At 51.9% G+C, this 12,876-nt stretch carries 14 protein-coding genes and 1 pseudogene; 5 read left to right on the top strand and 10 right to left on the bottom strand.

Features of this window, described 5'->3' with window-relative positions; translation table 11 throughout:
- Nucleotides 1–85: 85 nt before the first annotated feature.
- Nucleotides 86–511 (bottom strand): threonine/serine exporter family protein, encoded by a 426-nt coding sequence (locus M493_RS04290; RefSeq protein WP_020959057.1) that lies wholly within the window; start codon nt 509–511, stop codon nt 86–88.
- Nucleotides 512–529: 18 nt separating this feature from the next.
- The gene (locus M493_RS04285) at nt 530–1,273 is read right to left on the bottom strand and encodes a threonine/serine exporter family protein (RefSeq protein WP_023817527.1); all 744 of its coding nucleotides are present in this window, start codon (nt 1,271–1,273) and stop codon (nt 530–532) included.
- Nucleotides 1,274–1,587: 314 nt separating this feature from the next.
- On the opposite strand from M493_RS04285, the gene M493_RS04280 reads away from it, so the two are divergent.
- Complete coding sequence (locus M493_RS04280) at nt 1,588–2,643, top strand: DUF5667 domain-containing protein (RefSeq protein WP_020959055.1); 1,056 nt, start codon at nt 1,588–1,590, stop codon at nt 2,641–2,643.
- 289 nt (nt 2,644–2,932) lie between these two features.
- Here the strand turns inward: M493_RS04280 and M493_RS04275 are convergent, their stop codons facing one another.
- From M493_RS04275 to M493_RS04260, 4 genes and pseudogenes are all read right to left on the bottom strand, one after another.
- Entirely contained in the window at nt 2,933–3,874 is a 942-nt protein-coding gene (locus M493_RS04275; protein WP_020959054.1) for a diacylglycerol/lipid kinase family protein, read from the bottom strand.
- Between the two features lie 107 nt (nt 3,875–3,981).
- Entirely contained in the window at nt 3,982–4,896 is a 915-nt protein-coding gene (gene murB / locus M493_RS04270; RefSeq protein ID WP_020959053.1) for a UDP-N-acetylmuramate dehydrogenase, read from the bottom strand.
- 216 nt (nt 4,897–5,112) lie between these two features.
- Nucleotides 5,113–6,096, bottom strand: a complete 984-nt coding sequence (locus tag M493_RS04265; RefSeq protein WP_020959052.1) for an ornithine cyclodeaminase family protein — start codon at nt 6,094–6,096, stop codon at nt 5,113–5,115.
- Between the two features lie 39 nt (nt 6,097–6,135).
- Nucleotides 6,136–6,999, bottom strand: a pseudogene (locus M493_RS04260) (MFS transporter); the annotation flags it as partial.
- Nucleotides 7,000–7,149: 150 nt separating this feature from the next.
- On the opposite strand from M493_RS04260, the gene M493_RS04255 reads away from it, so the two are divergent.
- Nucleotides 7,150–7,743: an IMEF encapsulin system ferritin-like cargo protein gene (locus M493_RS04255; RefSeq protein WP_020959050.1), complete on the top strand. Its 594-nt coding sequence runs from the start codon at nt 7,150–7,152 to the stop codon at nt 7,741–7,743.
- Nucleotides 7,744–7,758: 15 nt separating this feature from the next.
- A complete protein-coding gene (locus M493_RS04250) occupies nt 7,759–8,613 on the top strand; it encodes a family 1 encapsulin nanocompartment shell protein (RefSeq protein ID WP_020959049.1) in 855 nt (284 codons plus the stop codon).
- 139 nt (nt 8,614–8,752) lie between these two features.
- On the opposite strand, the gene M493_RS04245 is transcribed toward M493_RS04250, so the two are convergent.
- Entirely contained in the window at nt 8,753–9,217 is a 465-nt protein-coding gene (locus M493_RS04245; protein WP_020959048.1) for a hypothetical protein, read from the bottom strand.
- Nucleotides 9,218–9,354: 137 nt separating this feature from the next.
- Here M493_RS04245 and M493_RS04240 point away from each other — a divergent pair, with 137 nt between their 5' ends.
- Nucleotides 9,355–9,708, top strand: a complete 354-nt coding sequence (locus M493_RS04240; RefSeq protein WP_020959047.1) for a 2Fe-2S iron-sulfur cluster-binding protein — start codon at nt 9,355–9,357, stop codon at nt 9,706–9,708.
- A 134-nt stretch (nt 9,709–9,842) separates the two neighbouring features.
- Complete coding sequence (locus tag M493_RS04235; RefSeq protein WP_020959046.1) at nt 9,843–10,379, top strand: HD domain-containing protein; 537 nt, start codon at nt 9,843–9,845, stop codon at nt 10,377–10,379.
- 163 nt (nt 10,380–10,542) lie between these two features.
- Here M493_RS04235 and M493_RS04230 read toward each other — a convergent pair whose 3' ends face one another.
- From M493_RS04230 to M493_RS18135, 3 genes are all read right to left on the bottom strand, one after another.
- Nucleotides 10,543–11,094 carry a DUF2179 domain-containing protein gene (locus tag M493_RS04230; protein ID WP_020959045.1) on the bottom strand — a complete coding sequence of 184 codons (552 nt, stop codon included), beginning with the start codon at nt 11,092–11,094 and terminating at the stop codon, nt 10,543–10,545.
- Nucleotides 11,095–11,584: 490 nt separating this feature from the next.
- On the bottom strand, nt 11,585–12,457 hold the full coding sequence (locus M493_RS04220) for a gamma-glutamylcyclotransferase (RefSeq protein WP_020959043.1): 873 nt from the start codon (nt 12,455–12,457) through the stop codon (nt 11,585–11,587).
- A 246-nt stretch (nt 12,458–12,703) separates the two neighbouring features.
- Entirely contained in the window at nt 12,704–12,868 is a 165-nt protein-coding gene (locus M493_RS18135) for a hypothetical protein (RefSeq protein ID WP_020959042.1), read from the bottom strand.
- Between the last annotated feature and the right edge of the window lie 8 nt (nt 12,869–12,876).

Genomic DNA, 12,876 nt, shown 5'->3' with positions numbered 1-12,876 from the left:
CAAAAATGTAATTATATTCATTATAATATTCAAACAAATAAATGCAACGATAGGCAGATGAATAGAAAAAACAACCAATCCGCGGTCAATGTCGGCGCTTCGCCAGTTGGTTGACAACCTCGGAAAAAATGAGTCCCATCGCAATCGCCCCAGAGATCATAAACGCTTTTGCCGCCAACGGAATCGCAGCGTCATAATCATTCATCGCGACATAGCGCATCGCTTCGAACGCGGTCAAGCCCGGCACAAGTGGAAGGATGCCGGGCACGATGAAAATGGTGGCGGGCGCCCGATAGCGCCGGGCGAACGCATTGCTTAAAAGAGCGATGAAAAAAGCCGCCATAAATGTCGCGGTGACACCGTCCGTCCCTGACCGCGAAACAAACGTATACACAACCCAACCGCTCATTCCGACAAACCCGCTGTGCGGCAACAGGCGCGGCGGAATATTAAAGATGATGCCAAACAGCGCCGATGCTACAAAGCTAAACAGAAGCTGCATTGCGATCATGTCTCTGTACTCCCTGCCTCACCGAATCGATAAAATAAAAGCGATGCCGGTGCCAATCGCAAACGCCGTCAAAAACGCCTCGGCGCCGCGCGACAAACCGGCGATGAGATGGCCGGCCATTAAATCACGCACCGCGTTCGTAATGGCGAGCCCCGGTACGAGCGGCAGCACAGAACCGATGATCATTTTTCCGACGTCCCCGCCAAACCCAGCCTGCCCCATTAACAATACAAGTCCCCCGGCAACAAAAGACGCAAAAAATTCCGCGAAAAACCGGATTTTTACGAACCGGTGCACCATTTCAAAACACCAAAACGCCGCTCCTCCGGAAAAAAGTGATGGAAAAAAGTGAACTACCCCTCCAATTAATGATGCAAAACAAGCGCTCGCTAACGCGGCGGCGGCGGTTTGCTGCCAAAGGGGGTAACTCGGCCGCGCGCGTCTGATGTCCTCGAGCTCCGTACGCGCTTCCGCAAGCGTCAACTCGCCGCGGCTGATGCGCCGCGAAATATCATTGACCGCCGCCACTTTCGCCAAATTAGTCGAGCGTTCGGAAATGCGGATCAATCTTGTTGAGTCCGTTCCTTCAATTGAAAAAATGATGGCCGTCGGCGTGACATAACCATGAGAGCGCGACATGCCAAACGAGGCGGCGATGCGCATCATTGTATCTTCCACTCGATACGTTTCTCCGCCGCTTTCGAGCATCAACTTTCCCGCCAACAAACAAACGTCCACAATTTCGTCGACCTGCCCCGTCATGATTGATTTGCTCCTTTCGTTTTCATCCGCCATGGCATTGGCCGCTCCCTTTTCCTCTGCCAGGCGCTCACTGCAAAAACAAACTCCTACCAAATCGATTGGCAGGAGGCCTCCTCGGATGTCGTCTTTGTCAAACTTGTTTCCATTATAACAAACAGGCGGTTGACTGCCAAACCGTGAAGAAAACCTCACCGTTTCCCTTTCTTTCCTATTTTTCTGTTTCTTTCTCCTTATTTTTCGCTCCCACAGTCGAAAAAAAGCATGCCGACGGCGAAATCGTTATAACGAAAGTCAAAGCAAAAGGAGGAACAATCATGATGAACAAGCGATTCTCACTCCCCCGCGTGTTGTCGACGGGCGCACTCGCTGCAGCTGTTGCGCTCGCTCCTTACAGCCCGGCGGCGTTCGCCAGCACGGGGGCCGAAGGACAAACAAACGGCAGCACGGCGGCCGAAACAGGCGCCAGCGTCAACAATGACGCCCCGGCAGTGTTGCCCGGTGACTTTTTCTACTTTTTCAAAACGATGATGGAGAAAATTGAACTTGCCCTCACATTTGACGATGCTGAAAAAGCGAAACGGCTGGCTGAGTTCGCTGAGGAACGGCTGGCTGAGGCGAAGGCGCTGCTTGACCAAGGAGACACTGAACAGGCGAAAGAAGTGCTCGCCAACGCTCTTAAACAACAAGAGGCAGCTTGGGACGTTTATGAAGGAACTAAACAAACGGACGAACAAAACGGAGAAACAGCGGAAACCGATATTGAGACATTGCGCCAACAGTTGGAAGAAAAGTTTTCCCAAAACATCACGGCCTTGCAAGCGGCGCTCGAACGGGTGAAAAATCCGCGGGCGAAGGAAGTGCTCGCCCGCAATATTGAAAAAGCGAAGCAAAAACTCGAAGCCAAAATAGAGAAGCGGTTGGCGAACCAAACAGAGCAAAGCAGCCAAGTAGAGGAAACAGATGACGAACCGACGGCACCAACCGATGAAACAGAAGAAGCGAAAAACGAAAGCGCGCCATCCGCTCCTGAATCGGCCGAAATAGAAAAACCAGCCGCTGCACCGGCGGAAGACGATACAGCGGTTCAACTAGATGAACAAGCGGACACCGCCATCAAAGCGGAAACAAAATCATCCCTCACGCCTTCCGGAAAAACGGAAACAAAGGTCAGCACTCGGCAAACGACAGCCGCCGACGCCAAAGGGAATGGCCGGGAACATCAAGCAGTGACGGCTGGAAATAAACAAGCAGCGGTTCGCGCCTCTGTCTCTGTTTCACAACCACCGAAACAAACAGCCAAACCGCAAACAAAACACGATCATTCGCCGGCCCACGGAAAACAAAACAAGGAAGAAAAGAATGGAAAATAAGTTCACTGCAATGGCTGTTTCCGAAACACGTCGGAAACAGCTTCTTCTTTTGGCTAGGCGGTGCGGCCGTTCTTTTTTCCCGCTTCCGAAATGCCTCTGCGGCTTCCTTGATCGCGCCTGATTTGCTTTTGAACGCCCTCCCATCTACGTTCACGCTGGGAAATGGAAATCTTCCCGGTTCGAGAGGATCTTTGAGATGCGGACACCCCACAAAGGCAGAGAGTCGTGATCCCTCTTTTCCATTCCCTCTTCCTTCTCATGGCCGCTTTCTCTTTTCACATACGCCTAATCATTCATCGGGTTCTGCGCCAATGACTCGCATCCCTTTAGCCTCAATCCAAGCCGACACTTCCCCTTCTCCTGCATCCTCCCCATCGGCGTGAAGCGGAACAGGAGCTGCCGGGCGGATGCACACGTTCCGCCCGGCGAACACGCAAATTTCTTTCATTCGCACATGTCCGCCCCAAAATACGGACAAAAACAGCGCAAGAATTTTCCAACGCGACATTCTCCCGACAACCGTGATGTGAAGAAGGCCATCGTCCGCCCGCGCTGACGGGGCGATGCGCATCCCGCCGCCGTAGTATGGATGGTTGGACACAGTCGCCATCCAAGCTTGTTGAAATGAATAGTTTTTCCCATCAATGCAAATGTCAAGGTCGACCGGTTGATAGCGGAATAGCTCTTTCACTAAATAAAACGCGTAAATAAGCGAGCCAAGCCTAAAGCGATTGAACCGCCCTTTCCATGCCGAACGGTTGGCCGCGCGGGCGATATGGGCGTCAAAACCGCAGCCGACGCTGTTGGCAAACGCGCCGTCCGGCACGGCGCTGCTGGCAAACCGACCGAGGTCAAAAGACAAAACTCCACCGGAACGAGCGCCATCGATCAGCTGCCGGAGCGCCCGTTTCGATGCTCGGGCAAGATGGAAACCTCGGATAAAATCGTTTCCCGTTCCGGCGGGAATGCAGCTAATCGCAACGTGCGTTAGCGAACCCGCCCCGTTCACGATTTCATGCACCGTCCCGTCGCCCCCGACCGCCGCGATCGCGATCGGCTCAACGCTTTCCTCGCCGAGCCGGCGGGCGATTTCTTTTCCCTCTCCTTTTCGGGTCGTCCAATATGCCTGATAGGCGATTCCTTCCTGATCGAGCAGAGGCTGCAGCTGCTCCCAAATAGACGCGGACCGGCCATTTTTGGCGGCTGGGTTGATGATGAAATAAAGATTCATCGTCCTCCTCCATTCATTGCCTCTTTTTTATCAGTTTGCTATATTTTTCATTTTTCCTTTCACGAGATAAAAAAATCCGAATCCGTTAATCGGATTCGGATCGGGAGTCATTCCTCACCGATAATTTTCACTTCCAGCTCTAAATCAACTCCGAACTTTTCCTTCACGGTTTTGCGCACCATATCGATCGTCGCGATGTAATCGGCAGCCGTCGCATTATTTTTGTTAATAATAAACCCGGCGTGCTTTGTCGACACTTCCGCACCGCCGAACCCTTTCCCTTGCAGGCCGCTGTCTTGAATGAGCTTGCCGGCAAAATAACCCGGCGGGCGCTTGAACACACTCCCGACCGACGGATACTCAAGCGGCTGCTTTGATTCGCGCTGAAACGTCAAATCATCCATTTTCGCTTTAATTTGTCCATAATCACCTGGTTGGAGAGCAAACACGACTTCAAGCACAATATCGTGCGTCCGGCTAATCAAACTCGTTCGATATCCGAGTTCAAGCTCTTCATTTTTCAGTGTTTTCAACTCGCCGGCGAGCGTCGCCACTTTGACATGGTCAAGCACATCTTTCACTTCCCCGCCGTATGCCCCGGCATTCATCATAATCGCCCCGCCGACCGACCCCGGAATGCCGCAGGCAAACTCCAATCCGGTGAGGTGTTGTTCGAGCGCGAACCGCGACACCGCTTTAATGTCGGCTCCGCTTTGTGCCATCACGTTGTTCCCTTCGCGCCAAATGCGGTTGAGATGCTTCAGCTGCATGACAATGCCGCGCAGCCCACCGTCACGGATGATGACGTTCGAACCGTTGCCAAGAAGGGTAAACGGCAGCCCGTACTCCTCTTTCAATCGCAAGACGGCGACAACTTGCTCGTATGTTTCCGGCCAGACGAGAAAATCGGCCTTGCCGCCGATCCGCACTAATGTATGGTTTTTCATCGGCTCATCGCGAAGAACATTTTCTTTTCCGCAAATCGCTACGAGTCTTTGATAAATGTGTTCCGCACGTTTCATCGTTCTGTCTCACCTTCTTCGCTCATTCCATGCCGCTTGGCGGCACTATTCCACACTGTTTCCATTATCGCCGGAATCGCGCCGCATATCAAGTGGGCAATGTTCCTTATTCTGTTTTATTCCGGACTGGGCGGAAAGGTGACTTTTTTGCCGGACGGAAAAAGCAATCTACAGGAAATGGAGCACCCTTCGCGTGCAGAAAAGTGGAGCGGTCTGTCAGAGTTCCACCTCTTGCCCCGCTCCAAGCTCTAAAGCTTTGTAATACACGCCGATCGCCACAGCCAAATCGTACCAAGCCGCCCCAACCGACTTAAACACGGTGATTTCCCGTTCATGTTGACGGCCGCTTTTCTCTCCGGTAACAAGCTCCCCGATTTCTGCATTGATCCGGGAAAACGACCATCTTCCGCTTTCAGCCGCCTGAATGAGTTCTCCTGCCTCATGTTTGACGCCCTCAAGTGTATCGACGACAATGCGATCCGCTTTGACAATAGTCTCCACATCCAACTCGCGCATATGTGGCAAGTACGAGCCAATGGCGCTAATGTGCATGCCTGGCCGCAACATTTGACCGGAAAACACCGGCTGTTCCGAGCGCGTGCTGCAAACCACGATGTCGGCCTGGCGAACGGCTTCGTCCGCCTCATCCACCACATATACCTTCCCTGTCCATTCCCGAACCAGTCGATGCAGTCCCGCCGCGAAGTCTTCCGCTTTTTTCCTCGTTCGGTTGTACAGAAATATACGTTCAATCGCTCTCACTGCCAATATGCCAACCACTTGTTCTTTGGCCATCGCCCCTGTTCCGATCACCGCTAGCCGCGACGCCGCCTGTGTCGCCAAATAATCAGCTGCAATGGCGGATAACGCCCCCGTGCGCAGTCTCGTCAAATACGTGGCATTACAAACCATCCGATGTTCCCCCGTTTTCGCATCCGTAAGCACCATGATCCCCTGGGTGGTCGATCTTCCTGCTGCAGGGTTATGGGGGAAAATGCTGACCACCTTCACCACTGCTGCCCCCTCCTCAGCGGATGGCATATACAAAATCGAAGCATCATGATTCGGAAATGGAAGCACCGTGCGATCAGGGGCGATCACTTTCCCTGCTTGTTTTTGTCGCAACATTTCTTTTACATCGGAAATGGCATCCTTCATCGTATACATGCGTTGAATTTCTTGTTCTGACAAAATAAGCATAATCCCCCTCCTTCAATACGCTGAAAAAACGGAACCGCGTTACGCGATTCCGTCTTGCTCATCAAGTTCTTCATGTTTGCGGTCGCGCACAGACCAGACCGCAACTAGCGAAATAAGCGAGACTAACACAATATATAAAGCCACCGGCACATAAGAGTTCCCATACGCCGCCAGCAATGCCGTAGCGATGAGCGGCGCCGTTCCTCCCGCTGGTGCGGCGCCGATTTGGTTGCCGAGCGAAATGCCGGTATATCGAACGTTGGACGGGAAAATTTCCGAAAACATTGTACCAAGCACAGCCGTAATCGGCGCCCAAATGATACCAAGGCCAATGACGGTCGCAATAATCAATAAGGCGACTGATTTTTGCTGCAAGAGCCAAAAATACGGAAACGCATAGATCATCATCCCAACAGTCCCGGCAATGTAAAGCGGCTTGCGGCCGTACCGGTCTGACCACTTGCCCATCAGCGGAATCAGAACCGTCGTCACCGCAGTCGCTATGGTGACAGCGTTTAAGGCAGCTGTTTTTGAAAAGCCTAAATTCGTTGTCGCGTACGAGACGATAAACGTTCCAAAAATGTAAAATGGGGCCGTTTCCACGACTTTGCCGCCAACGGCGATCAACACTTCTCTCCACTGAGAGCGGAGCGTCTCCATAAGCGGCACTTTCGCCACCCGTCCGGTTTCTTGCACTTTCTTAAACGAAGGAGTCTCATCAATGCCATGGCGCACCCAAAGCCCGAAAACGACGAGCAGAGCGCTTAACAAGAACGGAATGCGCCATCCCCACACCATAAACGTCTCATCCGGCATGAGCGTCATAAGCGACATCACAAACGTTCCAAGAAGCAGTCCGATCGTCACGCCCATTTGCGGAATGCTGCCGAACAGCCCGCGGTCTGGCTCAGTTGTCTCCATATTTGAAACACCATTCCATTCGCTGCTGTACTACATCGTCTACGCGCGATCTGAATGAATAAGGGCAAATAAAGTTTACAATCCTATTGATACGGAAAAAATGGTAACAATGATTTTATGGGAGGGAGTCCATTGCACGACACGTTAGCAGAAGTCAGCGCCATTCTTGGCCGGTCGAAGGAAGCGCTCAGTCAGTTTCAAGCGATTTTAGAGCCGACGATTGAACAGGCGGCTGACGATCATGAACGGCTGTACTGGCATCATATTTACGAAGAAGAGGAGCACCGATTTGACCGTTTGGCCGCCTTGCTTCCAAAGCTTGAGGAAGCGCTCGCTGATGAGGCATTTCTATCACGGGAAAACGGCAACTTCTTGCGGCTGCTGCAAGACATCAGCCTGGAAAAATTCGGCTTGCACAACTTTTTGGAACATCTCGATTTATCGTTGTTTCATTATAAAGGGACGGAACATGAACCGGCAATTGCGGCGCTGCGTGACATGACTGCCGCCGATTATCAACAGATGAAAAGCGCCCTCGAAACGCTAAATGGCGCGTTGGATGTGCCGGTTTCCTTCGCCGCCGCAACACCGACGGATGAAAAAGAAGAGCAAAAAGAGTATTTGAAGCTAGCACAATACGCCGCTCCGCCCGCCGCATCGGCACCTGCACGCCCATCGGTCGGGACGCGGCGGCAGCTGACAGTCGGCAGCTTAAAGAACCAATAAGAAAGGAGAGAAAATATGGACAAAACAAAGCTATACCCAGAAGCCCCGCTCACAGCGAGCCAATGGAGCGAGCTTGACGAAACGGTCATTGAAACAGCGCGGCGTCAGCTCGTCGGCCGCCGGTTTATCGATTTGTACGGCCCGCTTGGCGAAGGCGTCCAATCGGTCGCCAACGACATTTATACGAACCCGGAACACGGGGATATGAGCTTCCACGGCAGAGAGTTGAGCCTTTCCGAGCCGACGCGCCGCGTGCATGTAACGATTCCGCTTTTGTATAAAGACTTTATTTTATACTGGCGCGACATTGAGCAGGCAAAACAGCTCGGCAGCCCGATCGACTTTTCCGCCGCCGCCAATGCCGCCCAGCAATGCGCGCTGCTCGAGGACGATTTGATTTTCAACGGTTCGGCTGAATTTGATGTGCCGGGCATTATGAACGTGAAAGGAAAAGTCGCCCACATTCGCAGCGACTGGATGAAATCCGGCAACGCCTTCACCGACGTGGTGGAAGCGCGCAACAAGCTGCTTCAGCTCGGCCATACCGGTCCGTACGCCCTCGTCTTGTCGCCGGAATTGTATGCGCTCATCCACCGCGTCCATGAAGGAACGCACGTCCTTGAAATCGAGCACATCCGCGAACTGATGACCGCCGGCATTTACCAAACGCCGGTCATCAAAGGCAAGCGCGGCGTCGTCATTGATGCCGGACGGCAAAATATCGACCTTGCCGTCGCCGTCGATGTGCAAACCGCCTTTTTGGATACGGAAAATATGAACTATTTGTTCCGTGTGTATGAATCGGTTGTGCCGCGCATCAAACGGCCAAGCGCCATCTGTACGCTCGAAGACCCGAACGAGTCGGCATGAACGGTGCGCAGCCTCCCTTGCCGTCAGACGGCAAGAACAGCGGAAAACCATCGGACCCGCGCCGTAAAAACGAGGTTCTCTTTCACGAAAAAGCGCCCGACGACAAAGCAGGTCGCCGGGCGGTTTGTTGAGTTTCCCGTTAAGCGGTGCGGGCCACTTGGCCTTGAACGTTGGAAACGAGCAGCGACAATTCCGGGCTGAGCGCCTCAACGCCGATGTCATCGATAATCATTTTCGCTTCGCGCCAAAAATGGACGGTATAGCTGCCTTGATAAATATCGAACAGCCGTTTTAAATAGCGCCGTTTTTCATTGGTGGCTTCCCGTTTGTATGCGGCATTGTTCAGCTCACGAATTTTTTTATGCTCAGGCGCGGAAATGACGCTAATGTCGTGGACGTTGACAACCATCCGATCTCCTTGCTCGGTCACAAAGCCAACGGAGTAATATTGAGCGCCCAGCTGATCGATATGAACGATGCAGGCGTTTCGGTATTCTTCGCCGGAGCGGAGACGGAGAAATGCAGCTTCGATGGCGCCGCCGACTTTTCGCTCGTTGGCCAAAATCGCTTTCATATCGCGCAGTCCGTTCATCGGAGTGCCCATGGTGTCTCCCCCCTTGTCTCGAATCAAGATGGCGTTTTCACAATTCCTTTTACTATTATCATAACAGCAATTTATCCGGATGTAAATGAAATTCATTTTCAAATTTTAGATGTAATTTAAATGAGAGATGAAAAAAAATGGAACGAATTTTTACCGTCGGATCGCTGAAGCCGGCGACCCGATCATCGGCGCGCTCCGTTCCTGCCGTGCAGCCAAAGCACGATGTGCCCTCCGCTGCACCATCAGCTGTCTTGCAGATCGAACAAAGCGGAAAAACGTTCACCGTACAGCGCACGCCCGGCGTTTCGCTCCTTGACGCCGCTCTCCGGCAGGGCATTCCGCTTGACCATAAATGCAAAAAAGGAACGTGCGGCCGCTGCGCCGTCACCGTCCTAGCCGGCGTTCATTTTCTCACTCCGAAAACGCGGCGCGAGCGCGAAAAAACGAATCAGCCGGCCAGACGGCTCGCCTGCCAGGCGCAAATCAAATAAGCCGGCGGCCTCGCTTGCAACGCGGCCGGCTTATTTTTTGATCAATGCAACCGTTCTCGTTCCTTTCTTCTCATTGCTTGCATGAACATGCCATGGTATGATGGTGAGAAATACAAAAAACGGAGGGGATGCCTATGAGATATGTCACCTTAACTGACGTCTTTGTCCATCCCATTGCGCAAAAATATTTGAAACGGTCCGGCCTCGCCCACGCCATCGCCGTGGCTTACCATGCCTACCGCCTCGCCCTCCACCACGGAGTCAATGCTGACTTGGCGACGAAAGCTGCTCTCCTTCACGATATCGGCCATTACACATGGTACAAAAACGGCCGATGGGATTATGAACAGTACAAACAAAATGACATTCATGCCATCAAAGGCGCCGAGCGGGCGCATAAACTGCTCATTCGCCTTGGCGAACATCCGCAAAATGCCAAGGAAATTGCTTTAGCGATTTTGTTGCACACGGATTCATACCTTCCAGATGGTGAATGGAAACGAAAACCGTTGCAATCCATCGTCAAATGGGCCGATGAGGCTGACGAAGAACCCGGTGGCCGCCACCACTACCGAACGATCAGCGATGACCTTGCCTTCAAAAAAATTAGCCAACTCGATGAACTCGTTGACCGCCATCTTGGGAAAAAACGGCTTGACGACATCATTTAACATCTTTCCGAAAGAAGTCTCCCACTTTTGCCAAAACAGCTCACCTTCTAAACAGGTGAGCTGTCGACACGCCAGCGGCACTGGCCGACGCAAGCGATGGACCGTTTCTCCGTGTCAGCTGCTGCCTCTTTTAAGCGCAGCCCGCTCACTGCACCGACTATCGTTATGATTCGTGACAAGCTGCTTTTTTCTTTTTTACTCGTTTTTTCATAGAGGCGACCAAAAATCCGCCTTTAAACCGCCGCGGCTCGTACGAAATGATAAACGCCTTCGGCTCATGCTGTTCGATTAGCTCCAATAATTCTTCTTCCCGGTTCCGTTTCGTCAAAATATCAAGCCGATATCGTTGGCTGTCCCTTCCTTCTCCTGTATAAACGGTGACGCCATAGCCGCTTTCCCGCAGCAAGTGAATTAGCTCTTGGTTTTTTTGCTGCAAATTGACGGTTACACTCGTATAACCAATCGCCAACTTTTGTTCAATATATCCCCCAATAAAAAGCCCCGCGCCAAACCCGGCCGCATACACGATCATGACGACGTAGCTTTGTTCCCCGCTAAAGACGATCGATAACCCAAACACATAAATGAGTGCTTCCAAAAAGCCCATGAGCGCGGCCAACAGGCTCATATTTTTGACCATAAAAATCGTCCGGAGCGTTAAAATCGGCACGTACACTAGCTGCAATGCCAGCACTAAAACAATGTCTTTGAGCATGACATCCCCCTCAAATCGTAAAAAAATAGAACAAGCCAGATGCGCGTTTGCGCATCCAGCTTCATATACTTCCGCCTCCTCATCATATCAGCTGTCCTCGCCTGCTGTCTATGGGATAAATCTCCCTCTTGTTCTCTACATGTTTCGGTCACTATGACATTGCACCATTTCAACTGACCGCCAATAGATCGGACGGAGGTCCATCTGCGCTGACAACATGTTTTCCCGTATGTCCCCCACCTGATCGAGAAAATACAAAAAGATGCGGTTATGAGGGGCCAAAGCCGTTCCCTTCTTCAAATGGACAGGACAAAGAACTAGCTGTATACGAAAAAGTTCCATGGGCAACGTTTTGCCCTCCATACGGGCATGAAAATGACTCATCGGGGCGCATGCATTTTCACGGAAAATAACGCTCTTAGCCAAAAAGCGGCGAGGTCTTGGAGCAACCCTCCCATCCCCTGCCGCCAATGGGCCGCCTTTTTTACGCTTACCGCCCTCTTTTCCATAATTGTTCAATATGACGCCGCACCCGCTCGGTGTAATGCGTGCTTAAAAGAGATGCCCCTTCATCAAGGATAAGCGAAGCGTACGATTCACTCGGCGCGATTTCATCCAACTGTTTCTCGACGACAACGTACGTCAGGGCGGAAACAAGTTGCCCGTTGAACGACACATCGACGTATTCACGGCGGTATACGCCGGCTGGGACACCCTCGCGCCAATCAAGATCCGTGACATAACGCGCCGGAATTTTGTACAGCACGCCTTCGACCCGGTCGCCGGGAGAAGGGATGATATCTGCAACCCCTCCTTGCCGGCCGCGGGAATATCGGGTGAACGCCAGCCGGTGATCGTCAAGCACCGCCCGGCCCATCACCTCAAAATGCGGGACAGTACGGCAAAAATCGCGCTCGCTCATGCAAGAACCATACGCAAAGTACATCACTTTATCTTTGGAGTGGAGAAACGCCATCCAATCACCCCCAAAAACTTGTTCAGCGTGTTGCTCAAGCCACTCTTTTCGTTCTGCTGGGTAAACATATGTGTAACACGTGTACTTCTTGCCATCGGCACCTATGGCGGTCACGATGATTCGTTCATAATGATTAGCCTGCCCCGGACCGCAATACCCTTCAAGCTGGTCAAGTATGGCAAGCGCTGTTTCCGGATCGCCGAGTTCAAACACTTCACCGTGCACCGTCCCCCTTCCGTCCACCATCGCCGGATAGCCGTATGGCAAGTGAAACAGCATTCCGTTTACCGTTGCTTTGCGCGCGGACTGCACATGCTCGGCAATCAGCTGATGATTGCGCCCGCCTTGTCGAAGTGTTCCATATACAAATACGTTGGTCATTTTCATGTTTATTCCTCCTCCGGTTTTATTCATTACAATGACATCATATAAAAAAACGGTCACCTGCATGGTGACCGTTCTCGACGACCGTTTTTCAAATGATATATTCATAATCATCCAGAGGAACAATAATGCGGTAAGGAATCTCGCATTCCCAACGATACCCCTTTCCCCTTACATTGACAATAATTTGATCCATCGGTTTGGAAAAACACGGTTTCAGTCGTTCCCTCAACTTATTGATCATTTTTTTCACAACATCATTTTGAACTTCGTATTTTCCGGCTCCAGCTGAGCGAAACGTTGGAAAATCGCTTCCCCCCTCTTCAGCCATGCCTCGTCATTGTCGTTTTCCTCTTCCACAAGCCAACGATTCAATTGCTCACGCAGCCGTTCGATTTCCTGTCTTTTCTCCATTTCCCCCA

The sequence above is a fragment of the Geobacillus genomosp. 3 genome, assembly GCF_000445995.2.
Lineage (GTDB): Bacteria > Bacillota > Bacilli > Bacillales > Anoxybacillaceae > Geobacillus.
The sequence above is the reverse complement of the archived record's forward strand: the minus strand, read 5'-3'. Positions and strand labels throughout refer to the sequence as shown.

Bases quoted from the DNA above. Each gene is read 5' to 3' on its own strand.
- M493_RS04275 (WP_020959054.1), bottom strand. From the start codon at position 3,874: ATGAATCTTTATTTCATCATCAACCCAGCCGCCAAAAATGGCCGGTCC.
- M493_RS04245 (WP_020959048.1), bottom strand. From the start codon at position 9,217: ATGGGCACTCCGATGAACGGACTGCGCGATATGAAAGCGATTTTGGCC.
- M493_RS04240 (WP_020959047.1), top strand. From the start codon at position 9,355: ATGGAACGAATTTTTACCGTCGGATCGCTGAAGCCGGCGACCCGATCA.
- M493_RS04230 (WP_020959045.1), bottom strand. From the start codon at position 11,094: ATGCTCAAAGACATTGTTTTAGTGCTGGCATTGCAGCTAGTGTACGTG.
- murB (WP_020959053.1), bottom strand. From the start codon at position 4,896: ATGAAACGTGCGGAACACATTTATCAAAGACTCGTAGCGATTTGCGGA.
- M493_RS18135 (WP_020959042.1), bottom strand. From the start codon at position 12,868: ATGGAGAAAAGACAGGAAATCGAACGGCTGCGTGAGCAATTGAATCGT.
- M493_RS04290 (WP_020959057.1), bottom strand. From the start codon at position 511: ATGATCGCAATGCAGCTTCTGTTTAGCTTTGTAGCATCGGCGCTGTTT.
- M493_RS04285 (WP_023817527.1), bottom strand. From the start codon at position 1,273: ATGACGGGGCAGGTCGACGAAATTGTGGACGTTTGTTTGTTGGCGGGA.
- M493_RS04220 (WP_020959043.1), bottom strand. From the start codon at position 12,457: ATGAAAATGACCAACGTATTTGTATATGGAACACTTCGACAAGGCGGG.
- M493_RS04250 (WP_020959049.1), top strand. From the start codon at position 7,759: ATGGACAAAACAAAGCTATACCCAGAAGCCCCGCTCACAGCGAGCCAA.
- M493_RS04265 (WP_020959052.1), bottom strand. From the start codon at position 6,096: ATGCTTATTTTGTCAGAACAAGAAATTCAACGCATGTATACGATGAAG.
- M493_RS04280 (WP_020959055.1), top strand. From the start codon at position 1,588: ATGATGAACAAGCGATTCTCACTCCCCCGCGTGTTGTCGACGGGCGCA.
- M493_RS04235 (WP_020959046.1), top strand. From the start codon at position 9,843: ATGAGATATGTCACCTTAACTGACGTCTTTGTCCATCCCATTGCGCAA.